The 25,226-nt window shown below is 65.5% G+C and carries 22 protein-coding genes; 13 read left to right on the top strand and 9 right to left on the bottom strand.

Annotation, left to right across the window (positions count from 1 at the left end; genetic code table 11):
* The first annotated feature begins 37 nt into the window (after nt 1–37).
* A complete protein-coding gene (locus tag ACX12D_RS30510; protein WP_459374754.1) occupies nt 38–649 on the top strand; it encodes an IMPACT family protein in 612 nt (203 codons plus the stop codon).
* The gene (locus ACX12D_RS30505; RefSeq protein WP_459374752.1) at nt 646–969 is read left to right on the top strand and encodes a 2Fe-2S iron-sulfur cluster-binding protein; all 324 of its coding nucleotides are present in this window, start codon (nt 646–648) and stop codon (nt 967–969) included. The genes ACX12D_RS30510 and ACX12D_RS30505 overlap by 4 nt, the downstream gene beginning before the upstream one ends.
* 13 nt (nt 970–982) lie before the next feature.
* Here the strand turns inward: ACX12D_RS30505 and ACX12D_RS30500 are convergent, their stop codons facing one another.
* From ACX12D_RS30500 to ACX12D_RS30485, 4 genes are all read right to left on the bottom strand, one after another.
* The gene (locus ACX12D_RS30500) at nt 983–2,092 is read right to left on the bottom strand and encodes an extracellular catalytic domain type 1 short-chain-length polyhydroxyalkanoate depolymerase (protein WP_459374751.1); all 1,110 of its coding nucleotides are present in this window, start codon (nt 2,090–2,092) and stop codon (nt 983–985) included.
* Nucleotides 2,093–2,324: 232 nt separating this feature from the next.
* Nucleotides 2,325–3,080: a sulfite exporter TauE/SafE family protein gene (locus ACX12D_RS30495; protein WP_459374750.1), complete on the bottom strand. Its 756-nt coding sequence runs from the start codon at nt 3,078–3,080 to the stop codon at nt 2,325–2,327.
* A gap of 7 nt (nt 3,081–3,087) precedes the next feature.
* Nucleotides 3,088–3,462, bottom strand: coding sequence for an antibiotic biosynthesis monooxygenase family protein (locus ACX12D_RS30490; protein ID WP_174423839.1), 375 nt, complete (start codon nt 3,460–3,462; stop codon nt 3,088–3,090).
* A 54-nt stretch (nt 3,463–3,516) separates the two neighbouring features.
* Nucleotides 3,517–4,641 carry a cytochrome P450 gene (locus ACX12D_RS30485; RefSeq protein ID WP_459374748.1) on the bottom strand — a complete coding sequence of 375 codons (1,125 nt, stop codon included), beginning with the start codon at nt 4,639–4,641 and terminating at the stop codon, nt 3,517–3,519.
* A 206-nt stretch (nt 4,642–4,847) separates the two neighbouring features.
* Between ACX12D_RS30485 and ACX12D_RS30480 the strand changes: the two genes are divergently transcribed.
* Nucleotides 4,848–5,315 (top strand): MarR family winged helix-turn-helix transcriptional regulator, encoded by a 468-nt coding sequence (locus ACX12D_RS30480; protein ID WP_459374747.1) that lies wholly within the window; start codon nt 4,848–4,850, stop codon nt 5,313–5,315.
* 166 nt (nt 5,316–5,481) lie between these two features.
* Nucleotides 5,482–5,928: a hypothetical protein gene (locus tag ACX12D_RS30475; protein ID WP_459374745.1), complete on the top strand. Its 447-nt coding sequence runs from the start codon at nt 5,482–5,484 to the stop codon at nt 5,926–5,928.
* Nucleotides 5,929–6,363: 435 nt separating this feature from the next.
* On the opposite strand, the gene ACX12D_RS30470 is transcribed toward ACX12D_RS30475, so the two are convergent.
* Together ACX12D_RS30470 and ACX12D_RS30465 are read right to left on the bottom strand one after the other, a co-directional pair.
* Nucleotides 6,364–6,954: an HD domain-containing protein gene (locus ACX12D_RS30470; RefSeq protein ID WP_459374744.1), complete on the bottom strand. Its 591-nt coding sequence runs from the start codon at nt 6,952–6,954 to the stop codon at nt 6,364–6,366.
* Between the two features lie 213 nt (nt 6,955–7,167).
* Entirely contained in the window at nt 7,168–7,455 is a 288-nt protein-coding gene (locus ACX12D_RS30465) for a DUF7668 domain-containing protein (protein WP_459374743.1), read from the bottom strand.
* A 413-nt stretch (nt 7,456–7,868) separates the two neighbouring features.
* Here ACX12D_RS30465 and ACX12D_RS30460 point away from each other — a divergent pair, with 413 nt between their 5' ends.
* The 3 genes from ACX12D_RS30460 to ACX12D_RS30450 all read left to right on the top strand — a co-directional run bounded on the left by ACX12D_RS30460 (nt 7,869) and on the right by ACX12D_RS30450 (nt 9,801).
* Nucleotides 7,869–8,246 (top strand): hypothetical protein, encoded by a 378-nt coding sequence (locus ACX12D_RS30460; RefSeq protein WP_459374742.1) that lies wholly within the window; start codon nt 7,869–7,871, stop codon nt 8,244–8,246.
* 275 nt (nt 8,247–8,521) lie between these two features.
* Entirely contained in the window at nt 8,522–9,211 is a 690-nt protein-coding gene (locus ACX12D_RS30455) for an ArsR/SmtB family transcription factor (protein ID WP_441641220.1), read from the top strand.
* A gap of 80 nt (nt 9,212–9,291) precedes the next feature.
* Nucleotides 9,292–9,801 carry a DUF6630 family protein gene (locus ACX12D_RS30450; protein WP_441641221.1) on the top strand — a complete coding sequence of 170 codons (510 nt, stop codon included), beginning with the start codon at nt 9,292–9,294 and terminating at the stop codon, nt 9,799–9,801.
* Between the two features lie 33 nt (nt 9,802–9,834).
* Here the strand turns inward: ACX12D_RS30450 and ACX12D_RS30445 are convergent, their stop codons facing one another.
* On the bottom strand, nt 9,835–10,764 hold the full coding sequence (locus tag ACX12D_RS30445) for a LysR family transcriptional regulator (protein WP_459374741.1): 930 nt from the start codon (nt 10,762–10,764) through the stop codon (nt 9,835–9,837).
* Nucleotides 10,765–11,000: 236 nt separating this feature from the next.
* Here ACX12D_RS30445 and ACX12D_RS30440 point away from each other — a divergent pair, with 236 nt between their 5' ends.
* The 4 genes from ACX12D_RS30440 (at nt 11,001) to ACX12D_RS30425 (ending at nt 15,073) form a co-directional block, all read left to right on the top strand.
* Entirely contained in the window at nt 11,001–11,726 is a 726-nt protein-coding gene (locus ACX12D_RS30440) for a TetR/AcrR family transcriptional regulator (protein ID WP_459374739.1), read from the top strand.
* Entirely contained in the window at nt 11,723–13,117 is a 1,395-nt protein-coding gene (locus tag ACX12D_RS30435; RefSeq protein ID WP_459374738.1) for a carotenoid oxygenase family protein, read from the top strand. Before ACX12D_RS30440 ends, ACX12D_RS30435 begins: the two co-directional genes overlap by 4 nt.
* Nucleotides 13,118–13,200: 83 nt before the next feature.
* Nucleotides 13,201–13,782 carry a hypothetical protein gene (locus tag ACX12D_RS30430; protein WP_459374737.1) on the top strand — a complete coding sequence of 194 codons (582 nt, stop codon included), beginning with the start codon at nt 13,201–13,203 and terminating at the stop codon, nt 13,780–13,782.
* 91 nt (nt 13,783–13,873) lie between these two features.
* Nucleotides 13,874–15,073: a low temperature requirement protein A gene (locus tag ACX12D_RS30425; RefSeq protein WP_459374736.1), complete on the top strand. Its 1,200-nt coding sequence runs from the start codon at nt 13,874–13,876 to the stop codon at nt 15,071–15,073.
* A 35-nt stretch (nt 15,074–15,108) separates the two neighbouring features.
* Here the strand turns inward: ACX12D_RS30425 and ACX12D_RS30420 are convergent, their stop codons facing one another.
* Both ACX12D_RS30420 and ACX12D_RS30415 read right to left on the bottom strand, forming a co-directional pair.
* Nucleotides 15,109–16,197, bottom strand: coding sequence for a Zn-dependent alcohol dehydrogenase (locus ACX12D_RS30420; RefSeq protein WP_150985147.1), 1,089 nt, complete (start codon nt 16,195–16,197; stop codon nt 15,109–15,111).
* A gap of 157 nt (nt 16,198–16,354) precedes the next feature.
* Nucleotides 16,355–17,227, bottom strand: coding sequence for a mechanosensitive ion channel family protein (locus tag ACX12D_RS30415; RefSeq protein WP_459374734.1), 873 nt, complete (start codon nt 17,225–17,227; stop codon nt 16,355–16,357).
* A 264-nt stretch (nt 17,228–17,491) separates the two neighbouring features.
* On the opposite strand from ACX12D_RS30415, the gene ACX12D_RS30410 reads away from it, so the two are divergent.
* On the top strand, nt 17,492–19,027 hold the full coding sequence (locus ACX12D_RS30410; protein ID WP_459374733.1) for an amino acid permease: 1,536 nt from the start codon (nt 17,492–17,494) through the stop codon (nt 19,025–19,027).
* A 675-nt stretch (nt 19,028–19,702) separates the two neighbouring features.
* Entirely contained in the window at nt 19,703–25,210 is a 5,508-nt protein-coding gene (locus ACX12D_RS30405; RefSeq protein WP_459374732.1) for a trifunctional serine/threonine-protein kinase/ATP-binding protein/sensor histidine kinase, read from the top strand.
* The last annotated feature ends 16 nt before the right edge of the window (nt 25,211–25,226 follow it).

The following is a 25,226-nucleotide window of genomic DNA, read 5'->3' as shown; positions in this document are numbered from 1 at the left end:
GGCGCCGCGCATCGCGCGCCGTGACGCGGCCTACCCCGTGCCGACCTACACCCTCGCTTCTCCCGTCCAGTCAGACCTGGAAATCCGCAAGAGCCGCTTCATCGGCTTTGCCTTGCCCGTGCCCGACCGCGCCGCGGCCATGGCCGAAGTGGCGCGCCTGCGCGCCGACCACGCCACCGCCACCCATGTCTGCTGGGCGCTGCTCGCGGGGGGCCAGTCGGGCATGTCCGACGACGGCGAGCCATCCGGCACCGCCGGCCGGCCCATGCTGGAAGTGCTGCGCCACCATGAGCTCGAAGGCGTGCTGGCGGCCGTGGTGCGTTATTACGGCGGCGTCAAGCTGGGGGCGGGCGGGCTGGTGCGAGCCTATACGGACGCGATTGCCGTGGCGCTCAAGGATGCGCAGCGCATCGAGCGCATCGCCTATGCGGAGCTGGTTGTGGAGGTGGACTACGCCGACGAAGCCCGCGTGCGCCGCTGGATCGAGCAGGAGCGCCACGAGCTGGCGCATGCCGAACACGGCGCGGCCGCCCGGCTGACCATCCGGCTGCCGGCCAGCCTGCTGGCACCGGCCCGGGCCGCGCTGCGCGACGCCACCCATGGCCGTGCGCGCTTTCCCGGCGCGGACGAGGGGCAAGCGCAATCATGAGCGACGACATCGCCGCAGCCCCAGTGGCCCCGGCTGCCCCGGCTGCATTTGTCGCGCGCCTGGAGCCGCAGGGCAGCACCTTTCCCGCGCTGCCCACGCAAACGCTGCTCGAAGCCGCGTTGCAGGCCGGCCTGACATTCCCAAGTTCCTGCCGCAACGGCACCTGCCGCACCTGCCTGTGCCGGCTGGCCGCCGGGCGGATTGGCTACCGCATCGAGTGGCCGGGCGTGAGCTACGACGAGCGCGACGAGGGGTTCATCCTGCCGTGCGTGGCGTATCCCGAGAGCGATGTGGTGATAGAAGCGCCGCAACCGCGCTAGCCAGGCACAGGCGTCAGGCGGCCACCTTGCGCACCCGCCGTGGCGCGGCGCGCTGGCGCGCCGCCAGGCACTGCATAAAGAACTGCCACGCGATCCGCAATGCATCCGGGCCGGACGGATCGGCAAAGGCCTGGCTGGACGGTCCGCCGCTCCACGCGTGCCCGAGCCCTTCGATGCGCACCAGCCGGATGCAGGGCTCGCCCTCGCTCGACCAGGCAAAGATGCTGTAGGGACGGCGCTGCCCGCGCTGGACCCGGCGCGGCTTGGCCAGCACGGGTGGCTGCGCCAGCAGTTGCTGCCAGAGCGCAGCGCTGGCCAGCGCGTTATCGAAGTGCACCACATGATCGGCATCGCCGTGCAGCAGCAGCAAGGGCGGCGGGCGGCGCCCCGCCAGTTGAAACCGCGCCGCGTCCACATCCGGCTGGCCCTTGCCGTGCATCACGCGCGCCGCCTGCGCGGCGTTGGACGCGCTGAGCGGCACCGCCCCGGAATGCGAGCCAACCGCGACAAAGCGGTCCGGGTAGCGCAGCCCCAGTATCACCGCCATGGCCCCGCCCGCCGACAAGCCAAGCGCGAAAACGCGTTCGCGGCGAACCGGATGCTGCTGGCAGACATGCTCGACGATCGACATCAACAGGCTGGCCTCGGCCACCACGCGCGCCGCCGCGCGGAACCAGTTCCAGCAGCGCTGGGCGTTGGCTTGCGACGATTGCTCCGGCATCAGCACCACGCAGCCCGCGCTGCGCGCCAGCGTAGCCGCGCGGGTGCAAGCCGCAAAGCTGGCCGTGTCCTGGCCACAGCCGTGCAGCAACACCAGCAAGGGCGCGGGGCGCGACGCGCTCACCCCGGGCGGGATGAACAACCGGTAACGGCGCTGCACGAGCGGCCCCAGCCCCCAGCTGCCTTCCTCCCAGCGTCCGCCGCCGCGGCTGACCGGCGTAGGCACCGGCGAGGCAACGCCGGTCAGCACGCGCTGCGCCGCCTTGCTCATCGCCTCGCCCTGCCTGAGCGCCGAGCGGATCGCGGACTTCGTGACCGTGCGCTGCGCACGCCGGACATTGCGGGTGGCGATCTTGCTCAAGGTATCCCAGAGCTTGGTGCCGCTGCGATTGCGTCGTGTCATCGGCGATATGCCATTGGCGGCATCTCCAGCGCGGGGTTGCGGGAATGCGCGGCCTGCGGTGCAGCGCAGCAGCCAGTATGCCGCGCGCGACGACGCGCTGTCAGCCCTATTGCGTGCAAACCACGCCACGTGGGCGCATTCCTGCAGCACAATGCGGCACGACACGGCACGCACCTGGCAGCGGCACCGGCACGCGCATCCCCGGGAGAATGCGCCTTCGCCCCCCTCCCGATCAGAACAACCCGCGCAGCGCCAGCTCGGCACCGAGCAGCAGCAGCCCGCAAAAAAACAGCTTGCGAAAACGCGCCGCGCTGATGCGATGGCGCAGCCACTGGCCGATGAACATGCCGGCCAGCGCCGGCACCAGCGCCAGCAGCGACGCCCCTAGCACCGGCGTGTGCAACAGCGCGCCATGCATCGCCAGGCTCACCGCGAGCGCGATGGTGGACACCGTGAACGACAAGCCGAGCGCCTGCACCAGCGTCTCGCGGTCCAGGCCCAGCCCCTGGATATATGGCACCGCCGGAATCACGAACACGCCCGTGACCGCCGTGATCGCGCCGGTGACCACACCGATCAGCGGCGCCAGCCAGTCCTCGGCAGCGGTTGGCACCTTGGGGTGGAACGCAGCCAGCCCCAGCACCGCGTACAGCACCAGCGCCACGCCCAGCCATGCGGTGGCATGCACCATCAGGCTGGGCGGCAGCAGCGCGGCGGCCAGCCACGTGCCCGCGCAGATCGCGGCCAGCAAGGGCCACATCCGCCGCGCCAGTTCGCCAAGCCGCGGCCCGGTGTAGAGCTGAACGACGTTGGTCACCATGGAAGGCGCGACCAGCAGCGCCGCGGCCTGCGCCGGCGGCATCGCCAGGCCCAGCAGCCCTACCGCCACGGTAGGCAGCCCAAGTCCCACCACACCCTTGACCAGGCCGGCAAGCAAGAAGGTAAAACCGATCAGCGCGGTCTGCGCATTCAGGAAAGCCGATTCCATGGCTTGCTCACCGCGCCGGCGACGCGGGCGCCGCAATGGGTGCGTGCACGGCGCGGCTATCCGCCGGCGCCTGGTCGCGTTCATTCAGGCCATAGTCGCGCAGCACATGCGCCACGCGCAGCCGATAGCCCGCAAACACGCCACCGCGCCCGGCCGACTGCGCCAGCCGGTGCTCCTCGGTATTGCGCCACGCCATGACCGCGGCCTCGTCGCGGAAGAACGACAGCGACAGCAGCTTGCCCGGATTGGTCAGGCTCTGGAAGCGCTCCACCGAGATAAAGCCGTCGATGGCCTCCAGCGTGGGCCGCAGTTGCGCGGCAATCTGCATGTACGTGTCCTTGCGGCCCTCGGCCGGCTCGACTTCGAAGATGACTGCGATCATGGTGGGGTCCTTTTGTCCTATTGTCCTTTTGTCCTACTGTCCGATTGATTTGCTTCACAAAAAATACGGAATGCGCACGTTGACCGATGGCCGATAGCGGAACGCGCGCGCCAGCGAAGCCGGATCCGCACCACGCACCAGCAGTGCGGCCACCACGGCCTGCGCCACCGTGGACGCCAGCGCGTCGCCGGGGCACGCGTGGCGGCCACGCCCGAAGGTCCATGGCGCTGGCGTCGCCGCCTCGCTCTTTTCGAGCGAGGCGGCCGCCAGCACGACCAGCACCGCATCGCCCGCCTTCAGTTGCGCACCGCACAGGCGGACATCGGCGGCCAGGAAGCGCCGGGTGTTCTGCACCGGCGGATCCTCCCGCAGCACGCGTGCGGCGACGCAGTCCAACGCGGGCAGCGCTCGCCCATGGGACGTATCCCGGCCCAGGCACAGCAGCATGTTGCCGACCAGGCCGGCGGTGGCCTCGCACGCCTGGATCAGCAGGCCGATCGCATTAGTGACGACGATCTCCTGCGCCACGCCTGCCGCAAGCGCTTCCTGCACCAATGCGTCCAGCGGCGGCGCGGATGACAGGCTCGTGCGCATCCAGGCCTGGAGCCAGGTGGCGGCCTCGCTCCCGGCGGCAATCTCCGGCGCTGCCGCCAGCGGCGACATGGCCCGCGCGAAGGCCGCCACCTGGCCCGCTACGCCGGGCTTGCCGGCCACCGGCAATCCTAGTGCATCGGCTACCACCAGCACCGGCAAGGTGAACATCCAATGGTTCACAGCGGCACCGGGCCGGACGGCGTCGAACGGCAGGTCCTGCGCCAGCGCCAACACCCGCGCCCCCATGCCGGCAAGCGCGAGGCACGCCATGCGTTTGCGCAGCACGCCCTTGAGTGGCGCATGCCAGTCCCCATCGTTCATGCGGATCAGGCCGCCGAACAGTGCACCGGCCGTGCTGCCCGCCAGCGCTGGCGGCACGGCTTGCGCGGGCGGCCGCACGCGGCACGCGGGATGGGTCAGCACGGCCTGCACCTCGGCGGCGCCGGCGGCAATCCATAGCCCGAGCGCTTCGTCGCGATAGAACGGGCGCTGCGCGGCAAGGGCGCGGTAGTACGGCGCCGGATCGGGGTGCGTCACGGCGCGAAGCGGGTCGGACGGCATTGGCATGGCGGTCGGCAAGAGCATGGGGAGACGGATCGAGAGCACACAAGCAGTATGCCGTCGCGCCCCGCTCGACGTTTCATGACGATATGAAATGTGGAATGCGAACCCGGGCGGCAACGGCGGGGGATGCTACGTCCACCATGCCTGCCATGCGCCCGCGCCAAGGGTACGGGCGTTTGACAATTCACCGCATCATCGTAAACTGGTTGTCAATTACGAGGACATTCATGCGAATTCAGAAGAGTGAACAATTGACCGGCATCGTCCTGTCGGTGTTTCAGCTGAACGGCCGGCTCCTGGCCTGGGGCGACAGCTTCGTGGCCCCGCTGGGATTGACGAGCGCGCGATGGCAAATGCTCGGCGCACTTGCGCTTGCCGGCGAATCACTGACCGCGCCACAGATCGCGGCCAATATGGGCGTGACCCGGCAAGGCGCCCTGAAGCAACTCAATCTGCTTGCCGACGAGGGTTTCATCGAAGCGCGTCCCAACCCCATGCACAAGCGCTCGCCACTATACGTGCTCACCGAGCGCGGCCAACGCACCTACCGCACGGTGGACCAGCAGTGGCGGGAGCACGCGGCAAAGCTTGCCGCCGCATTTAGCGCGGCCGACCTGGAGGCCACCGCCAGGGTGGTCGAGGGGCTTGCTGCGATGCATGCCGAGGTCGACGCGGAAGTGGACACCGGCGCATAGCGCACCGCGCCTGGGAAAGCACGATCAAGCGGGGCGACAGCAGGATACGCCTGGCATGCTGGCGCCGTTGCATTGCCTTACCGCCTTCCGCCGGTCACCATATTGACAACCGGTTTCCATTAATGGAAACTGGTTGTCAATCTTTGAGAGCAGAAGGAGAATATCCATGAAACCGATCGTGCATGGCATCGCCGGCAGCGTGGCAATGCTGACCGTAGCCACCTTCTGGATGTCGACGGTCATCTCCGAGGCGTTCTTCGACCACGCTGCCGTGGCGCTGGTCAAGCAATGTGTGGTGTACGGGCTGGCGCTGCTGATTACGGCCATGGCCGCCACTGGCGCGTCCGGCTTTGCCCTCTCCCGGCACAGGCGGGGCCGCATCGTGGACAGCAAGAAAAAGCGCATGCCACTGATCGTCGCGAACGGCCTGCTGATCATGTTGCCCTGCGCGCTCTTCCTGAGCGCCAAAGCGCAGGCCGGCGAGTTCGACACCTTGTTCCACGTCGTCCAGGCCATCGAACTGGCAATGGGTGCCTTGCAACTGACCCTGCTGGGCATGAGCTTTCGTGACGGCATGCGGCTAGCTGGCAAGCTGAAGCTGAAGGCGCAATGAACGTGCGTTAGCCCTGCGATCTCCCTCGGATCCCGGGCTTGAAGGCAGGCTAAGGCGCGACGCCGCCGCTTTACAAAGAACGCCAGAGATCACCTCTCTTTCCGCGCATGCACTTGTGCGGCGGCCACCGCTATTGAAACCGGGGGTCAAGTTGCTCCTGGCGCTCGGCCTCGGCCTTGATACGGTGCAATTCGCCAACCGAATACGCAGCCTCATCACGGTCAATCAGCCGTTTGAACCTTGGACGGTCACGTTGCGCCGGTGAGCGGAATCAGCTCGTAAAAGACGGGCAGGCTTCGCGGAATGGAAGCCTGCCCCAAGTTGACAAGGAACTGTGCGTTCCTGTCGCTGTTAACGTCAGTTCGGCCCGCACCTTTCGCAATTTTTTGTAAGTGACCGAAGCGACTCGCGTGAGCGTCACCCCTCAACGCCACCTCATTCAGTCTTTGCCTTGTGGAAAAATTCTTGGATGAGCTTGGCCGACTCCTCCCAGAGTGCCGGTGCACCGCGCTCGATAGGTGGTCGATAACGTGCAAGGGCCTGTTCTTCAGTGACCTGACACTCCACCCAGCTGCCACCTCCTGTTGCGGCGTTGTGGACCAACGGCTGAAAGCGGTCCAACGCCTTCGCAAACCTTGCGTCGTCGCTTTCCGCCGCCTCAAATTCGGACCAGAGACCGCGAAACTCCGCGGCCTGTACGTCCGGCAACAACGAGAAGATTCGCTCAGCAGCCTGTTGCTCCAGTTCAGCCTGACCGGCGCGCGCTGACGGGTCGTGAAACGGAACATCACCTGCATCAATCTCCACGATGTCGTGGATGAGAAGCATCTTCACAACTCGTACCACGTCAACAGGCGCTGCTGCATGCTCCGCCAGGACGAGGGCGTACATGGCGAGATGCCAGGAATGTTCGGCACTATTCTCTCGACGCGACTGATTGATCAGCGGCGACATCCGTACGACGCTCTTCAGCTGGTCAATCTCACGGAGGAAGGAAAGTTGGCGTTCCAGATTGGCAAGATTCATGTTGGATACAAATGGCCTAGGTTTCTCAGGGAAGTTTAGCAGCCGCATGCCAGCAGCAACCCTGGGCCCTAGCGATACGTCTGGGGGTCAGCGGCAGTTCGGACCCGACTCTAGCCACGGTCAGTAGTGGAGGACACGCTTCAAACAGTGGACGACTACGAAGCTATGCTGCCTTGGAACTTATGCCACCGACGTCGACACCCAGACACGTGCTCAGAGAACGTGCAGGTCGTGCAGCGTGGCAAAGTAATGGGCTCCCGACCGCCGGAACTCAAATTGAGCGGTAAGGTCGGTCCACGCTCCTTCAAGTGGCAAGTCAATGTCGACCCAATAACCGGTACCGTCATCAAACGCACCGGTCGAAATGCGAGGCCGCTCGCTTGAGGCATGTGGGTCCGTAACTGCGGGCTCAGTCCCCCCGCCATACTCGATGAGTGCACGACGAACGTCTGCAGTAGTCCAAAGCACGCCATAGTAGTTTGGCACTTCCACCAAAGCCATGGCGCCGTCCCAGTCTCCACGGGCCAGGAGATCAACCCAGGACTCTACATACTGGATGAGAGCGGATTCAATATCGGCTGAGTGGAGGACTGGCATCGCGAACCGCGGGAGAAGGTCTGGAATGCAAAGACGCATTTTGCACTATTGCGAGCTGGCAGGAGACCCAACATGGCGCTCCGTCTGAGTTCATCTGACGCCCAACACTAGCGTGACTCGGGGGAGCCGTGCATTCTCGACCGCTTACCGATATCTCGTCGCCTTGTTAAAGGGTTGTCCCTCGCAAAGACTGTCGACCTACGAAGCTCTGCTACCCTGGAATCTCAAGACATCAGCTATCTAGCCGACTCCGCGTGCGGCAGAAGGAGCTTTGTCAACCGACCCGTACGCTATACGATAACTACCGAGTGTCTACCATGGCTATGTCAATCTTGTTCAATGGTCATACTGAAGACATTGCGTCTCTAGAAGAACTGCGCGACGCGCTGGGCCGCTTTGACGACGTGCCCCAGTTTGAGCTGTGGGTGTCCGTCCCGGACGGGCCAAGCATTTGCATGCTGAGGAACTGCGAACATGCCTGGCTTATGTACCTGCGTCATGAAGGTGACAGTGGCTTTACTTCAATTGGTGAGGCCAGCCAGTTGGGCAACGAAAAATACATCCTGAGCAACGGTCAAAAAGACGAGTACCCGTTAGCGTGGTGCATCGAGGTCGAACAGTGCTACAAGGTCATCGCATATTTCTATGTGAATGACGGAGCGCGACCGGAATGGATTCAGTGGCTTGAGAGCTAGGAGCTAGTTGCGGGGCGTGCGCCTAACCCTCAAGAGAGCTCTGAGCGGACGAAGCCACCTGGTACTACGGCGCCGGTCCAGCACTTACTGGTTGGCCTGGGTAGGTGGGGAAGGTCACGGCTGGCCGCTTAGACTCAAGTGAGCTGGGTTCCAAGACCAAATCCCGCAAGTTTGAGGGGTGGTGGGACGGCGTTTCGGAAGGACTTTATTCCCCAGGATCACTATCGTCCACCAAGCGTCTATACTGCATTCGTTGCTTCATTGTGGAATGAACTATGGAATACGCTCCCAGCATCAGCCAGATGGCCGGCCTGCTTGCCGACCCGGGACGAGCCGCCATGTTGTGGGCGCTGATGGACGGCAGCGCCCGCCCGGCCGGCGAGCTTGCGGCCATCGCCGGCTTGTCGGCATCGTCCACCAGCGGCCACCTGGCGCGGCTCAGTGAAGGCGGCCTGCTCGCCGTGCAGACGCGCGGGCGCAATCGCTACTACCGGCTCGCCACGCCGGAGATCGGCGTCGCCATCGAGGCGCTGGCCAGTGCGTCGCTGGCCAGCCAGCCGCCGCGCGTGCGCGCGGTGCCCGCGTCGCGTACCGCACCGGCGGCCTTGCGCCAGGCGCGCACCTGCTATGACCACCTGGCGGGCGAGCTTGCGGTTTCCCTGTTCGAACGCATGTCGCATGCCAACTGGATCGTGGTGGATGGCACGGCGGTGGACCTCACCGACAGCGGCAGTGCGGGCATGGTGCAGCTTGGCGTGGACCTGGATCTGGCGCGCCGTAAGCGGCGGCAGTTTGCCTGCACCTGCCCCGACTGGAGCGAGCGCAAGCCGCACCTTGGCGGCGCGCTTGGCGCGGCGCTGCTCGATAGCATGATGGCCAACAGCTGGATCGAGCCCACGACCACATCGCGTGCGCTGCGCGTGACGCCGCGCGGGCAACGCGAGATCCTGCGCATTGCCGGCTGAGCACGGGCTCAGCCGTGGACAGCACCAAGTTCCGTTTTCAATGCGCCGAGCCGGCGCCGCACCGATGGAGGGCTGATGCAATGAGCGACGAATTGAGTAACGACGCGCGCGAGGCGCTCTGGCGCCTGATTGAGCTGATCGACTTCGACGACGCAGCCATGGCGGAGAAGCACCAGATGCTGTTCGAAGAAGCGCTCGCCAACTCGGACGATGCGGATGCGGTCGAAGGCCAGGAGCTGCTCTGGATCCTGAAGGACGTGATCGACTGGGAAGCGGGCTTCTATGTGGACTGGAAAGACGCCGCGTCCTTCATCAGCTGCATGGACGAGCTGTGCGCCAGGGTCGATATCGAGCTGGACTGGGGCGTGGAGGATCCAGAGGACGAGGAGTTCCTGGAGAAGGCCAGCGTGCCGGACCTGATGGAACTGGCTCATGAGCAGTTGCGGCTGGCCGGCATCACGCTCTGGAACTGGAACACCGATGGCGATGCCTATGCAGGCTGGATCGCCCGCGGCGAGGATGATGAAGAAATGACCACCGTGGCCGAAACGCTGGGGCTGGAGATAAGGACCGGCGACCAGGCGTATTGAGGCTGCCGCGCTGGCCCGGGTCGCGCCGCGGCCTCAGCCAGTGGTCCCCACGCCAACCGCGCCCTGCCGATCCGTGGCGCCCAAGGTGCGCTCCAGCACATCGAGAAATGCCCTCACGCTGGCCGGCATCAGCTTGCGCGCGGGCATGAGCACAAACACCTTCAGCGGCGACGACGTGTACGCCGGCAGCACCCGCACAAGGCGCCCCTGTTCCAGTTCATCCTGCGCGTAGCGTGGCGAGAGCCGGGCCACGCCAAGGCCATCGGTCGCGGCTTTCAGGCGGATCTCCGCGCTCTGCGTGCGCATGCGCGGCTCCACCGCCATGCTGGCCACCTCCACGCCATCGCGCAGGAATTCCCAGCGCCGGTCCTCGGCATCGCCCAGCATGGGCCAGCCGGCCAGTTCCTGTGGCGTGCGCGGCAAGCCGCGCGCGCGGATCAGCGATGGCGCGGCAAAAAAAGCACGCTCGATGCGCACCACCCGCTTGCTGGCAAAGGAGCTGTCGTGCAGGCCGGTGGTCGTCATCACGAAGGCCAGGTCGTAGCCTTGCTCGACCAGGTCGGGCTGCTCCCAGCTCACGTCGACCTGCACACGCAGCTCGGGATGCAGCCGCAGCAGCTGCGTGAGGATGGGCGAGATGTGCAGGGAGCCGACCTCGTAGGGTGTGGAAATGCGCAGCGTTCCACTGACTTGCTCGCTGACCGACACCGCCTCGGCGCTGATTTCGCGCAGCTCGTTAAAGAGGGGCGCGACCCGGTCGTAGAGTTGCTGGCCCCGCTCAGTCACCCGCACGCGGCGCGTGGTGCGCTCGAACAGGCGCACGCCCAGCTGCACTTCGAGCCGCGACACCGCCGCGCTGGCGGATGACTTCGGCACGTCCGCCAGATCCGCGCCCTTGGTGAAACTGGCGCCCTCCACCACCCGGCAGAAAATCTCCCAGTCCTTCCATTCGATCGTCTTCATTCGCCATCCCCGTGCCACATGGCGCGCATCGCGAGTCGTGCGCGGCAATGTGGGGGATTGTCCCATGCGGCGAACAATGACGCCGCGGCGACTAGCGGGCAGAGTTGCCTCCAATTCTTTCCTTGACTATTTACATAGTAAATCTACACTGTAAATCATCGTTGCCGAAGCATCGTTGCAGCAGAAGGCGAGACGCTTCAATCGGCACACACACTGATCGCCCCACCCCACCAGATATGGCAAGAAACCTCACCCAGGAAGAGATCGACGCGTTCAAGGCCCGCCTGTGCGCGGTAGCGGAGCGGCGCTTCGCCGAAGGCGGCGTGGCCAGCGTGAGCATGCGCCAGCTCGCCGAGGAATTGGGCTGCAGCCCGATGACGCCCTACCGTTACTTCAAGGACAAGGACGACATCCTGGCCACGGTGCGCACGGCCGCGTTCGACCGTTTCGCCGCCACCCTTGAGGCCGCCGGTGCCAGCGTTGCCGAGCCACGCGAACGCGCGCGCGCGGTGGGCGAGGCCTATCTCGCCTTTGCCTTTGCCGAGCCCAATGCTTATCGGCTGATGTTCGACATGACCCAGCCGGACGACGACCGCTACCCCGACCTGGAGCGCGCCGGCTCGCGTGCGCGCCGCACCATGAGCGCGCATCTGGAGAGCTTGGCGGAGCGCGGCCTGATCCATGGCGACCCGCAGGTGCTGAGCTATGTGATCTGGGCCTCGATCCACGGGCTGGTGATGCTGCGCCTGGCCGGCAAGCTGCCCGGCGACCCCGATTTCCGCGTCATCCATGCCGAGATGTTGCGGCTGCTGGCTTCGGGCATGCGCGCGCCCATGCCCGAAGCCAGTTTAGAAGCGGGTCACGACGCAGATCACGAAGCCGTTAGCGAATCCGTTAGCGAACCCGTCCCCCCAGCTACGCCAAAGCCAATCCGGCAGCAGCGCAAAAGGAGCTCCCAATGAGCCAGCCGTTCCCGTCCACGCCCTATCTCAGCGGCAACTTCGCCCCCATCCTGATGGAGTGCGATGCGCCCGACCTGCCGGTGCTTGGCGAGCTGCCGCGCGCGCTGCGCGGCACGCTCTACCGCAACGGGCCAAACCCGCAATACGCCCCGCGCGATGCGCATTACCACTGGTTCATCGGCGATGGCATGGTGCATGCCTTCCACATCGAGGACGGCCGCGTGCGCTACCGCAACCGCTGGGTACGCACCAACAAGTTCCAGCGCGAGCAGGCCGTGGGGCAGGCGCTGTTCGGCAGCTGGGGCAACCCGGCCACCACCGATCCGTCAGTGCTCGGGCAAAACGACGGCGTGGCCAACACCAATATCCTCAGCCACGCCGGCCGCTTGCTGGCGCTGGAAGAAGCCGACCTGCCGGTGGAGCTGGACGCCCAGACCCTGGCCACGCGCGGCGACGTCGACTACGGCGGCAAGCTCACCGGCGCCATGACCGCGCACCCCAAGGGGGACCCGGTGACCGGCGAGATGGTGTTCTTCGCGTATTCGGCCGACGGCCCCTTCACCCCCGGCATGCGCTACGGCGTGGTGGATCGCAACGGGCAGCTGCAGCGCCTCGAACATTTCGAAGCGCCGTTTCCCAGCATGGTCCACGATTTCATGGTCACGCAGAAGCATGTGCTGTTTCCCATCCTGCCACTCACCGGCAGCATGGAGCGCGCCATGCGCGGCGAGCCGGCTTACGCGTGGGAGCCGCAAAAGGGCTCGCACATCGGCATCATGCCGCGCGATGGCGGCACCACGCAGATGCGCTGGTTCCGCGGCGAGGCCTGCTACGTGTTTCACGTGATGAATGCCTGGGACGCCGGCAACAAGGTCATCGCCGACGTGATGCAGTATGAATCCTCTCCCATTTTCAATCCCAACGGCAGCGGCACCGGCGCTCGGCTGTGCCGCTGGACCTTCGACATGGCCGGCAGGTCAGACACGTTCACGCGCGAATACCTGGACGACACGGCGGGCGAGTTCCCGCGCTTCGACGAGCGCTTTTCCACACTGCCTTATCACCATGGCTACTACGCGTTCCGCCAGTACGAGAGCAGCGAGCGTGGCAGCTACGACAGCCTGGCCCACGTGGACCTGCGCAGCGGCAAGCGCGCCACCTACCAGTTGCCCGAGGGCGATGCCTTCTCTGAACCCGTGTTTGTGCCGCGCGCAGCCGACAGCGCCGAAGGCGATGGCTGGCTGCTGGCCACCGTCTACCGGGGCGTGCAGGCGCGCAGCGACCTGGTCGTGCTGGATGCCAGCGCGGTTGCCGATGGGCCGGTTGCCACGGTACAGCTTTCGCACCGCGTGCCGTTCGGCTTTCATGGCAACTGGTGCGGCGCGGACTGATCCCGCAGCAAGACACGCATCGACATCCACTGCCTGTCGGCCGGGCTTGATTCTGGCCGCAAAACCGACCCGAGGAGAACAGCATGGGAATGCTGATTGGATTTGCCCCGTTCGCCGCTTTTTTCGTCGCCATGCGGTGTGTCTCGCCGCTGGCCGGCCTGGCCGCGGCCTTCGTGGTCTCGCTGCTCCTGTGCTTGCGCATGTGGCGGCGCGGCGAATCGCTCAAGGTGCTGGAGCTTGGCAGCCTGGCCCTGTTCGCGCTGCTGCTGCTCTATACCGTCAGCGCCACGCCGCAATGGACGGTGGCCACGGTGCGGCTCGCGGTGGATGCCGGCCTGCTGGCGATCGTGCTGGTCTCGCTGGCGATCGGGCGCCCGTTTACGCTGCAATATGCCCGCGAACAGGTGCCCAAGGAATACTGGGAATCGCCGCGCTTCCTGGCGGTGAACCGGCATATCTCGCTGGCGTGGGCCGCCGCGCTGGCGGTGATGGTAGCCGCCGACGCGGCGGCGGAGTACGTCAGCACCATCCCGTTGTGGGTCGATGTCGCGGCGACGGTGGCTGCGTTTGCCGGCGCCGTCATCTTCACCGTGCGCTACCCGGCGGCCGTGCGGCGGGCGGCCGAAGCAGCGGCGTCGGCCACGCCGGGCCGGCCGCTGGCATAGCCGGGTAGCAACCCGACCCCACAGGCTTCCGGTGCGTTTCTCCCCGAACTGTGGCAAATTTCCCGCACGGAGAACGGGAGGAGCTTTTGCCATGAACCCAAGCACCAGTGCCGGCCTGTTGCGAGCGCGCGATGGCAGCAAAGCCCGCGTAACCGAAGGCGAGCTGTTCTTCGACCTGATCTACGCCTTTGCCATCACGCAGCTGTCGCACCTGTTGCTTCACCATCCCGGCCCAGGGGGCGCGCTGCAGACGCTGATACTCTGGTTCGCGGTCTGGCTGGGCTGGCAATACACCTGCTGGGTCACCAACTGGTTCGATCCCGACGCCATGCCGGTGCGGCTGCTGTTGTTCGCGGTGATGGCACTCGGGCTGCTGATGGCCGCCAGCCTGCCGGAGGCCTTTGGCGCGCGCGGCCTGCTGTTTGCGCTGTCCTATGTCTGCATCCAGGTCGGACGCACGGTGGCGGTCCTGCTGATGCTGGGCCGCGGCCATCCGCTGTTTGCCAACTTCCGGCGCATGGGCTGCTGGCTGGCCATCTCCGGCGTGCTGTGGATTGCCGGCGGCATCGCGGCGGGCGAGTTGCGCTTGCTGCTGTGGCTACTGGCGGTGGCCTGCGAATATGTCTCGCCCATGGCCGGCTTTGCCATGCCGGGGCTGGGACGCTCCAGCTTTGCCGACTGGCGCAGCGCGGATGGCGGGCATATCGCGGAGCGCTGCCAGTTGTTCGTGATCCTGGCGCTGGGCGAATCCGTGCTGGTCACCGGCGGCACGCTGGGCAGCGCCAACCAGTGGGATATCCCGGTGGTAATCGCGGTGCTGGTCTGCTTCCTGGGCAGCGTGGCGATGTGGTGGGTGTATTTCGATACCAGCGCCGAGGCTGCCAGCCACGCGCTGGAGCATGCGCGCGAGCCGGGCCAGATGGCCGCCTACCTGCATTACGTGCACGTGGTCCTGATCGCCGGCATCATCGTCAGCGCGGCGGCGGACGACCTGGTGATCGCGGAGCCGGACCACCACGTCGGCATGGCGTCCGGCACGCTGCTGCTAGCCGGCCCGGCCATCTACCTGATCGGCAACGCGCTCTATAAACGGGTGATCTACGGGAACATCCCGCTCTCGCACCTGGTCGGGCTGGGGCTGCTGGCCTTGCTGGTGCCGGTAGCCCCGTTGACCGACCTGCTGATGGCAGGCGGCCTGACCAGCGCTGTGATGTGCGTGGTAGCGGCATGGGAGAGCGTGTCGCGCCGGCGCGGGCGGCGCGCCGGCACGGCGGGGAAATCGGCAGCCTAGGCGGCCTGCGCGGCCTAGGCTGTCGTCGCCGGGCCTTAGTGCTCGAACATGATCACGGAGCGCGCCAGTTCGCCGCGCCGCAGTTCGTCAAAGGCCTCGTTGATGTTCTCCAGCGGCATGCGGCGCGAGATCAGCTCGTCCAGCTTGAGCTTGCCCGACAGGTAGAAATCGACCAGCCGCGGCATGTCCACCGGGAAGCGGTTGGAGCCCATCATCGAGCCCTGGATGCGCTTCTCGGCCAGGAAGTCCGTGCCCTTGATCTCGATCTTCACGCCCGGCGCGATCATGCCGATCACCGTGGCGGTGCCGCCCCGGCGCAGCATGGAGAAGGCTTGCTCGGCGGTCTGCTTCAGGCCGATGGCTTCGAACGCATGGTGCACGCCGCCGCGGGTCAGCTCGCGCACAGCTTCCACCGCGTCCACGTCAGCCGCGTTGATCACATCGGTCGCGCCGAATTGCCTGGCAAGCTCGAGCTTGCCAGGTACCCGGTCGATCGCGATGATGCGGCCCGCGCCGGCAATGGCCGCGCTGTTGATGGTGGCCAGGCCGATGCCGCCACAGCCGATCACGGCCACGGTCTCGCCCGGGCTCACACGCGCGGTGTGAATGACCGCGCCCATGCCGGTGGTCACCGCGCAGCCGATCAGCGCGGCGCGGTCCAGCGGCATATCGCGGCGGATGGCCACCAGCGCGTGCTCGTGGATCAGCATCTGCTCGGCAAAGGCCGACAGGTTCAGGAACTGATTCATCGGCCCGCCCTTGGCCGCCAGCAGGCGCGGCTCCTCGCCCTCGCGGCGCTTGGTGTCGGGCTCCACGCACAGCGACAGGTGGCCGGTCAGGCAGTGCTCGCAATGGCCGCAATAGGCCGACAGGCAAGTGATCACGTGATCGCCGGGCTTGACCGTGCGCACTTCGGAACCCACCTGCTCGACCACGCCGGCCGCCTCGTGCCCAAGCACTACCGGCATCGGGAACGGATAGGCGCCGTCTAGAAAATGCAGGTCCGAGTGGCAAACGCCCACCGCCGCCGTGCGCAGCAGCACCTCGTGCGGGCCCGGCTTGCCAATGGCGACGTCTTCGATCACAAGCGGGGTCTTGGGTTGATGCAGGACAGCGGCTTTCATGGGTCTCCTCGTTGTTCGATCTTGCTCGGCACAATTCGCTACGATTCCCGTCCCCGGCTACGGCGGCGGCACGGCTACCATACAACCGAAACGCCGTTCAGTGAAGCCATAAAACGGCGCCGCCCCTCGGCCTGCCGCCCGCCCGGGCGCCCGAGGATCAGGAATACGGCGTCGCCTTGTCCTGTTGCGCGGGCGCCGGCTCCGCAGCAACCGGCTCCGCGTTGCGCCGCTGGTGGTACTTGCGCAGGATCTGCTGCGCGATCGACAGCCGCGAGCCCACCGGCACCGGGAACCGCACCAGCGCATCGAGCCGGTCCGCCGCCATGGCTTCGAACATCACGCGCGGCTCGAACTGCGAGAGATCGAGAAAGCGCGAGCCGCCGTACTCCTGCAGGCTGTGCCGCGCTTCGGCCAGGAAGCCGGCGCACACCTCTTCCGTGATCGCGATCAGGTCGGCCTCGACGCGGTCCGGGTCGCTCTTCTCGGGCAACGGGATGCGCAGCGTGTCCAGGGTGTACTTGCCGGCCTGGGAGTGGTTGCGCACGGCGACCGTCAGCAACATGCTGTTGGGAATCTGCACCGTGGAACCGGTGAACTGGCGCGCGCCGGCAATCTCCACCAGCGTGGTGGTGAGCGCGTCCATGTCCACCACCTCGCCGGAATGCGGGCCGATCTCGACGATATCGCCAAGCTGGAAGGGGCGCGCCATCATGCGCAGGAAGGCGCCAAGGAAACACATCACCAGTTCCTTGCCGCCGATCACCAGGGCCACCGCGAAGGCGGTCAGCGAGATCGCCACGCTCTTGAGCTCGGACACCCAGATGCCCAGCAGCAGCAGGAACACCACCGCCGCAACCGCATTGCGCGAAGCCACGGTCCAGGTGCGATAGCTGCCGCGGTTGTCCTTGTCCGCCTGCTGGCGGCTCTGGAAAAAGCGGTTGATGAACTTCACGGCCAGCATGCCGGCCAGCACGATGCCGACGCTAAGCGCGATGTGTAGAAGATAGCTGTCGTTGAAGGGCAGGTTCATGAGGATCGGTCCGGATACCGCGAGGATGCAAACCCCAGATTCTAGCCATGCCGCACTGCAACCAGCGCAAAACCTGCCGCGGCCCCACCCCGCGCCTTTCCCCAGGCGGCTTTTTCTCTTATGATGCCGCCCAATGTACCAGCCGGTAAATTTACTGCCTTGCATCCCGCCTTGTACTGGCCGGGCCCGGTCGGATGCCGGCAGCGTCAGTCAATGCGGGCCACGCCGGCGCACCCGGCTTCCGCGCTCCAATTCCTCTTATCCATGACCAGCCAGCAACCCGTTTCCCACCCTCCGCCCTGCGCCCTGCGCCGCACCTTGCGCGCGCGCCATCTCACCATGATCGCCATCGGCGGCTCGATCGGCACCGGGCTGTTCGTGGCCTCGGGCGCCACCATCGCGCAGGCCGGCCCGGGCGGCGCGCTGGCGGCGTACATCCTGATCGGCGCCATGGTGTACTTCCTGATGACCAGCCTGGGCGAGCTGGCGGCGTACATGCCGGTGTCGGGATCGTTCGCCACCTATGGCGCGCTTTACGTGGAGGAAGGCTTCGGCTTCGCGCTGGGCTGGAACTACTGGTACAACTGGGCGGTGACCATCGCCGTGGAACTGGCGGCGGCGCAGCTGGTGATGCAATACTGGTTCCCGGACACGCCCGGGCTGCTCTGGAGCGCGCTGTTCCTCACGCTGATGTTCCTGCTCAACGCCATCTCCGTGCGCGGCTTTGGCGAGGCCGAATACTGGTTCGCGCTGGTCAAGGTGGTGACAGTGATCGCGTTTATCGTCATCGGCGTGCTGATGATCTTCGGCATCCTGCACGGCGATACGGGCGGCGTGCCGGCCGGGCTGGTAAACCTGACGGCAGGCGATGCGCCCTTCGTCGGTGGCCTGCCGGCGATGATCGGCGTGGCCATGATCGCAGGCTTCTCCTTCCAGGGCACCGAGCTGATCGGCGTGGCCGCCGGTGAATCGGCCGATCCCGCCAAGAACATCCCGCGCGCCGTGCGCCAGGTGTTCTGGCGCATCCTGCTGTTCTACGTGCTGGCGATCCTGATCATCGGCATCCTGATTCCCTACACCGATCCCAGCCTGCTCAAGAGCGATGTGGAAGCGGTAGGCGTGAGCCCGTTCACGCTGGTGTTCCGCCATGCGGGACTGGCATTTGCCGCCGGGGTGATGAACGCGGTGATCCTGACCGCCGTGCTGTCGGCCGGCAACTCCGGCATGTACGCCTCCACCCGCATGCTCTACAACCTGGCGACCGAAGGCCGCGCGCCGCGCATCTTCGCACGCCTCACGCGCAACGGCGTGCCGCTGGCGGCACTGCTGGCCACCACCGCGGTGGGCGCGCTGTGCTTCCTGACCTCCATGTTCGAGAGCAAGTCGGTCTACCTGTGGCTGCTGAACCTGTCGGGCATGACCGGCTTCATCGCCTGGCTCGGCATCGCCATCAGCCACTACCGCTTTCGCCGCGGCTTTGTCGCGCAAGGGCTGGACCTTTCCCGCCTGCCGTATCGCTCGCCCTTCTTCCCGTACGGCCCGATCTTTGCCTTTGCGTTATGCCTGATCGTCACGCTGGGCCAGAACTACCAGGCCTTCATGGATGGCAAGATCGACTGGGTGGCAGTGACCGCCACCTATATCGGCATCCCGATCTTCCTCGCCATCTGGCTGGGTTACCGCCTCGTGCGCAAGACCCGCTTCGTGCGCTACGCCGACATGCAGTTTCCGCCGCTGCCGCCGGCCCGCGGCACGCAAGCAACCGGTTCCGTCTTTCCCGCCACAGCTACAGGCGAATAAAGATCTGCCTCCACTCGCGCTGGGGGTATAGCAGCAGGACAAAGAAGGCCAAGGCGCTCATCAACCTCTTCGGCAGGGGTGACCCTGCTGAAAAGGCGCTGCCCCGGATCGACGTTCAAATTCACTTCGATAGCAAGAAGTCTACGCGCATGAAAGGTGGTGCCTTTGTCATCGATGACAAAGGCCGGCCATATCTGGCGCACCGTGCCATCGTGACGCGTGGCAATGCGCGCGTTCCCCAAGACGCTCTACTCTATTGAGCCCGAGCAAGTATTTCCTTGAAGCAGTGCAGCCGATTCGTGCGACGCCGATAGTCGCGAAAACAGCGATCGTAGTACGCTGCGTAATCCTCGAGACAGTCGCGATCGATATAGTCGGGTTCAACCACGATGGTGGCGGCGCCCAGTGCTGCGAAATACGCTTCAAGCACCGGTCTCGATGGCACGACCCCGATTTCGCTTTGATGACTGTGACTCCGGCTCCACGGCATGCCCGACGGATGCAAAGTGATGCGAGACAGCCACACGGACCCTTAAGGCGTAGCCCGTGGCAAAATTGCTTCGCTCGGCCGCCCCGGCCAGCTCACCAGTACGACAGCTGCAGAGGCATTATGTCTGACGCATCCGGTCCGGAAACACCAAAGACAGCTACCGACTTGAGAGTAGAGCACGGCAGATGAACTCATTGTTTTCCTTCGGCACTGAGACGGACGTCGGCTTCCAGGTCGCATGGGAGGACGGCGATCGCGTTGTGGGTCGAGGCTGGCGCCTCGGCCCGGATGGCGAACCGAAGGCCGTGCTGGCCGTGTGGCCCGCAGCCAAGCACCCGCTGCCCTCCAGCCTCGCTCGCCTCGCACACGAATACGGCTTGAAGGATGAGCTGGACGGCAGTTGGGCCGTACGGCCGCTAGAGCTTGCGCGGGAACATGGTCGGACTGTTTTGCTGCTTGAGGACCCCGGCGGTGAGCCGCTTGCTCGGCTACTGGGGGCCCCCATGGCGATGGACCGTTTCTTCTGCCTGGCCATCAGCATCACCAGCGGCCTGGACCAGTTCCACCAACGTGGTCTTATACACAAGGACATCAAGCCGGCCCATATCCTGGTCAACGATACCCTTGGCGAGGCGCGGCTCACGGGCTTTGGCATTGCCTCGCGCCTGTCGCGCGAGCGCCAGCTACTGGCGCCACCGGGAGAGATCGCCGGCACGCTGGCCTACATGGCCCCCGAGCAGACCGGACGCATGAACCGGTCAATCGACGCACGGAGCGACCTCTATTCGCTCGGCGTCACGTTCTATCAAATGCTCACGGGCGTGCTTCCCTTTGCCACCGACGACCCGATGGATCTGTTGCACAGCCATCTCGCCCGGCAGCCAGTGCCGCCGGCGGAGCGGGTACCGTCGATCCCGGCCTTGCTCTCCGCCATGGTGATGAAGCTGCTCGCCAAGACGGCGGAGGAGCGCTACCAGACGGCAGCCGGGCTGGAGGCCGATCTACGGCGCAGCCTGACCGCATGGGAAAGCCTGGGACGCGTTGATGCCTTCCCGCTTGGTGAGCATGACCTCCCTGATCGGCCGTTGATTCCGGAACGGCTCTACGGACGGGAGCGCGAGATTGAGACCTTGCTCGCTGTCCTCCATCGGGTGGTGACCCAGGGCACGCCAGAGATTGTGCTGGTCTCCGGCTACGCCGGTATTGGGAAGACCTCGGCCGTGCTTGCGTTGCGCAGCGCACTGGTTCTCAGGAATGGCCTCTTTGCCTCGGGCAAGTTCGACCAGTACAAGCGAGACATCCCATATGCGACTTTGGCACAGGCTTTCCAGAATCTGATCCGCCCACTACTGGGTAAGAGCGAGGCCGACCTGGCGCCATGGCGCGCCGCACTGGTGGAGGCGCTTGGCCCGAATGGCGGCCTCATGGTGTCGCTCATGCCCGAACTCGGGCTGATTCTAGGGCCGCAGGCGCCGGTTCCGGAGCTGCCGCCGCGCGACGAACAGCACCGGTTCCAGATGGTTTTCCAGCGCCTGCTTGCCATCTTTGCCCAACCCGGGCATCCGCTGGCACTCTTTCTGGACGACCTGCAGTGGGTGGATGCAGCAACACTTGATCTGCTCGAGTATCTGGCGACCCAGCCGGAGGTACGCCACGTGCTGCTGATCGGAGCCTATCGGAATAACGACATCAAGCCCGGACATCCGTTGCTATCGCGATTGTCTGCAATCCGCCAGGCCGGAGGGCGGGTAACTGACATCGCACTTTCCCCCCTTGGATTCGACGATGTAAGCCGACTCGTCGCCGATGCCTTGCATTGCGCACCAGGGGACGCCGCACCTCTGGCCCGCCTGGTGCAGGAGAAGACCGGCGGTAACCCATTTTTTGCCATCCAGTTCCTCACCGCCCTGACCGAAGAGGGGCTGCTCGTTTTCGATCATCATGGCGCGCGCTGGTCTTGGGACCCTGAGCAGATTCGGGCCAAGGGCTTCACCGACAATGTGGCCGATCTCATGCTCGCCAAGCTGAGGCGCCTTCCTGCGGCGACCCGCAACGCGCTGAAGCAGTTGGCGTGTCTCGGCAATGACGCGACGATCGCTATCCTGGCCATGGTCCAGGATGCCAGCGAGGCGGAGCTCGGCGCGTCTCTGCTGCCAGCGGTACGCGCCGGACATGTGTTGCGTTTGGGAAATACCTACAGATTCCTGCACGATCGTATCCAGGAGGCGGCCTACGCGCTGATTCCTGAAGGCGCGCGGCCGGCGGCGCACCTCGCTATTGGCAGACGGCTCGCCGCGGGCACGCCGCCTGAGGCAATCGCGGAGCGTGTCTTCGATATCGTCGGCCAGTTCAACCGCGGCGCCGACCTCATCACCGCGGCCGAGGAGCGGGAGCAGGTAGCTGAGCTGAATCTGCTTGCAGGCCAGCGCGCCAAGGCGTCCACGGCCTACGCCTCGGCGCTGACCTATCTCACCGCCGGTGCAGCGCTCGTGCAGCGGGACGCCTGGAAGCTCCGGCCCAAGTTTGCTTTCGCGTTCGAGTTCCATCTCGCCGAATGCGAATTTCTGACCGGCGCGTCGGCCGCGGCAGACGCGCGCCTGGCCGAGCTCGCGCGCCGTGCCGCCAGCCTGCCCGATCTAGCCTCCGTCACCCAACTACGGCTGGAGCTGTTTCTGGCCATCGGCCAGCGCGAGCGCGCCGTCGAGGTGGGCCTCGACTACCTGTGCCGCGCCGGCATCCAATGTTCGGCACACCCGACCGATGAGGAGGTTCGACAGGAATACGATCGGATGTGGCGGCAGCTTGGCGACCGCCCGATCGAGGCGCTGCTCGACCTACCGCGGCTGACCGATGCGGTCGCCAGCGAGACGATGGATGTCCTGACTGCGCTAATGCTGCCGGCCTGGTATACCGACGTGAACTTGGGCTCCCTCATCATCGGACGGATGGCGAACCTCAGCCTCGAGCATGGCAACAGCGACGCGTCGTGCCTCGCCTATACCTGGCTCGGCATGATCCTGGGGCCTCAATCCGGCGACTACAAGGCGGCGTTCCGCTTCGGCCAGCTCGGCCTGAACCTGGTCGAGCAGCGCGGGCTGGACCGCTTCAGGGCCCGCGTCTACCAGGCTTTCGGGGGCCACGTGATGCAATGGACACAGCCCATCCGGGCCGCGCGCAGCCTGGTGCGGCGCGCTTTCGACGTGGCCAGCAAGCTCGGTGACCTCACCTACGCGTCCTTCGCGCGCAACAACCTCATTACGCAGTTGCTCGCGTGCGGGGATCCGCTTGCCGAGGTGCAGAACGAAGCTGAGGCCACGATCGACTTCGCGCGCCGGGCGAGGTTCGGTCTCGCCGTCGACCGGGCTACCCCCCAGCTCCAGCTAGCGCGAACTCTGCGCGGCCTGACCCCGGTCTTCGGGGTCTTCGATGATGATGATTTCGACGAGCAGCAGTTTGAGCGGTATCTGGATGAGGCTCCGTGCCCCACGCTCGCCACCTGCTGGTACTGGATCCGAAAACTGCAGGCACGCTTCCTCGCCGACGACTACCCAGCCGCCATAGCGGCGGCGGACAGGGCAAAACGTCTCCTCTGGACATCGCCATCATTCTTCGAGCAGGCGGAGTACCACTTCTACGCCGCGTTGGCGCGGGCCGCATGCTGCGGCACGGCCGCCGCGCCACAACTTGCCCAGCACTTGGAGGCATTGGCCGCCCATCATCGCCAGCTCCTGATCTGGGCCGAGCAATGCCCAGAGAATTTCGAGAACAGAGCCGCATTGGTTGGCGCGGAAATCGCCCGCCTGGATGGGCGCGAAGTTGATGCAATGGGCCTCTACGAGCAGGCCATCCGCTCCGCACAGGACAATGATTTCATCCATAACCAGGCGCTTGCCAACGAGTTGGCCGCGCGGTTCTATGCCGGCCGTGGCTTCGAGAAGATTGCACGCGTGTATTCGCAGGACGCCCGCCACAGCTATCTGCGCTGGGGCGCCGATGGCAAGGTGCGGCAACTTGATGCGTTGTATCCGCACCTCTGGGGGGAAGAGCGGGCGCCCGCACCGACGATGACGATCGGCGCACCGGTCGAACACCTGGACCTCGCCACCGTGATTGCCGTGTCGCAGGCCGTGTCGGGCGAGATCGTCCTGGACAAGCTACTCGACACACTCATGCGCACCGCGATTGAACAGGCCGGCGCGGAACGGGGGCTGCTGATCTTGCCCCGAGGGGACGAGCAGCGCATTGCAGCAGAGGCTACGACCGGTGGCGATACTGTCACGGTGCAGCTCCGCGACGAGAGCGTGACTGCGACTGCGCTGCCGGTATCCATGCTCCACTATGTCCTGCGCACCCGCGAGAACATCATTCTCGACAATGCCGCGACACAGAAGCCATTTTCCGACGATCCGTACATTCTGCAGCATCATGCCCGATCCATTCTCTGCCTCCCGTTGCTTACGCAGGCCAAGCTCGTCGGTGTGCTCTACCTCGAGAACAACCTCGCGCCACGCGTCTTCGTGCCAACCCGCACCACGGTGCTGAAGATGCTTGCCTCGCAGGCGGCGACCGCGCTGGAGATTACTTGTCTGTACCGGGATCTCGCACAACGCGAAGCGAAGATTCAGCGCTTGGTCGAGTCCAACATCATCGGGATTTGCATCTGGCACATGGACGGCCGAATCCTCGAGGCCAATGACGCGTTCCTGCGCATGCTGGGCTACGACCGCGAGGACCTCGCCTCAGCCCCCTTGCGCTGGACGGACCTGACGCCCCCGGACTGGCGCGAGCGTGACGCAAGGTTGATCCAGGACCTTCGGAACAGCGGGACCCTGCCGCCGTTCGAAAAAGAGTTCTTCCGCAAGGATGGAAGCCGCGTGCTCGTCCTGCTAGGGTGCGCGACATTCGAAGAGGGTGGGGACCAAGGTGTCTCCTACATACTGGATCTCACCGAGCGCAAGTGCGCCGAGGAGGCGCTGCACCAGGCACAGGCCGAACTGGCGCACGTTACCCGCGTGACGACGTTGAACGCGCTGACAGCCTCGATCGCTCACGAGGTCAACCAGCCGTTGGCCGCCATCGTCACCAACGCCAATGCGGCCCTGCGCTGGCTCGCTCGCCAGCCGCCCGAGCTGGCCGAGGTGCGAGATACGTTGGGGCGCATCGTTCAGGATGGCCATCGGGCTGGCGCAGTGATTGGAGGAATGCGTGCGCTGCTTAAGAAGACGGCCACCGTCACGGCGCGCCTTGACATGAACACCCTTATCGAAGACACGATTGCCCTGATGCAGGGAGAGGTAGGCCGCCATCAAGTCCTGCTCCGGACGGAACTGGCGCCTGACCTGCCGCCGGTTGTGGGTAACCGCGTGCAGTTGCAGCAGGTGCTCCTGAACCTGATGATGAATAGCATCGAGGCAATGAGAGAGGTGGCAGAGCGGCCGCGGGAACTGCTGATCCGGTCGCGCTTCGACGCATCGGGGACTGTGCTGGTCGCCGTCCAGGATGCTGGCATCGGGCTGGAGCCGCAAGATCTGGAGCGAGTTTTCCAGACCTTCTTCACTACCAAGGCGGAGGGTCTGGGCATGGGCCTGGCGATCTGCCGGTTGATCATCGAGGCACACGGAGGGCGGCTGTGGGCGAGCCCCAATGTGCCTTGTGGGGCTGTGTTCCAGTTCACTCTGCCACCTCAGGACTAGACGGCTCCCGGCGACG

The organism is Cupriavidus sp. PET2-C1, from assembly GCF_054515855.1.
This window is presented reverse-complemented; position numbering and strand designations above follow the sequence as displayed.

What these genes read in the sequence shown, in the direction of transcription:
- ACX12D_RS30505 (WP_459374752.1), top strand. Translation starts at nt 646, where the DNA reads ATGAGCGACGACATCGCCGCAGCCCCAGTGGCCCCGGCTGCCCCGGCT.
- ACX12D_RS30500 (WP_459374751.1), bottom strand. Translation starts at nt 2,092, where the DNA reads ATGACACGACGCAATCGCAGCGGCACCAAGCTCTGGGATACCTTGAGC.
- ACX12D_RS30495 (WP_459374750.1), bottom strand. Translation starts at nt 3,080, where the DNA reads ATGGAATCGGCTTTCCTGAATGCGCAGACCGCGCTGATCGGTTTTACC.
- ACX12D_RS30490 (WP_174423839.1), bottom strand. Translation starts at nt 3,462, where the DNA reads ATGATCGCAGTCATCTTCGAAGTCGAGCCGGCCGAGGGCCGCAAGGAC.
- ACX12D_RS30485 (WP_459374748.1), bottom strand. Translation starts at nt 4,641, where the DNA reads ATGCTCTTGCCGACCGCCATGCCAATGCCGTCCGACCCGCTTCGCGCC.
- ACX12D_RS30480 (WP_459374747.1), top strand. Translation starts at nt 4,848, where the DNA reads ATGCGAATTCAGAAGAGTGAACAATTGACCGGCATCGTCCTGTCGGTG.
- ACX12D_RS30475 (WP_459374745.1), top strand. Translation starts at nt 5,482, where the DNA reads ATGAAACCGATCGTGCATGGCATCGCCGGCAGCGTGGCAATGCTGACC.
- ACX12D_RS30470 (WP_459374744.1), bottom strand. Translation starts at nt 6,954, where the DNA reads ATGAATCTTGCCAATCTGGAACGCCAACTTTCCTTCCTCCGTGAGATT.
- ACX12D_RS30465 (WP_459374743.1), bottom strand. Translation starts at nt 7,455, where the DNA reads ATGGCTTTGGTGGAAGTGCCAAACTACTATGGCGTGCTTTGGACTACT.
- ACX12D_RS30460 (WP_459374742.1), top strand. Translation starts at nt 7,869, where the DNA reads ATGGCTATGTCAATCTTGTTCAATGGTCATACTGAAGACATTGCGTCT.
- ACX12D_RS30455 (WP_441641220.1), top strand. Translation starts at nt 8,522, where the DNA reads ATGGAATACGCTCCCAGCATCAGCCAGATGGCCGGCCTGCTTGCCGAC.
- ACX12D_RS30450 (WP_441641221.1), top strand. Translation starts at nt 9,292, where the DNA reads ATGAGCGACGAATTGAGTAACGACGCGCGCGAGGCGCTCTGGCGCCTG.
- ACX12D_RS30445 (WP_459374741.1), bottom strand. Translation starts at nt 10,764, where the DNA reads ATGAAGACGATCGAATGGAAGGACTGGGAGATTTTCTGCCGGGTGGTG.
- ACX12D_RS30440 (WP_459374739.1), top strand. Translation starts at nt 11,001, where the DNA reads ATGGCAAGAAACCTCACCCAGGAAGAGATCGACGCGTTCAAGGCCCGC.
- ACX12D_RS30435 (WP_459374738.1), top strand. Translation starts at nt 11,723, where the DNA reads ATGAGCCAGCCGTTCCCGTCCACGCCCTATCTCAGCGGCAACTTCGCC.
- ACX12D_RS30430 (WP_459374737.1), top strand. Translation starts at nt 13,201, where the DNA reads ATGGGAATGCTGATTGGATTTGCCCCGTTCGCCGCTTTTTTCGTCGCC.
- ACX12D_RS30425 (WP_459374736.1), top strand. Translation starts at nt 13,874, where the DNA reads ATGAACCCAAGCACCAGTGCCGGCCTGTTGCGAGCGCGCGATGGCAGC.
- ACX12D_RS30420 (WP_150985147.1), bottom strand. Translation starts at nt 16,197, where the DNA reads ATGAAAGCCGCTGTCCTGCATCAACCCAAGACCCCGCTTGTGATCGAA.
- ACX12D_RS30415 (WP_459374734.1), bottom strand. Translation starts at nt 17,227, where the DNA reads ATGAACCTGCCCTTCAACGACAGCTATCTTCTACACATCGCGCTTAGC.
- ACX12D_RS30410 (WP_459374733.1), top strand. Translation starts at nt 17,492, where the DNA reads ATGACCAGCCAGCAACCCGTTTCCCACCCTCCGCCCTGCGCCCTGCGC.
- ACX12D_RS30405 (WP_459374732.1), top strand. Translation starts at nt 19,703, where the DNA reads ATGAACTCATTGTTTTCCTTCGGCACTGAGACGGACGTCGGCTTCCAG.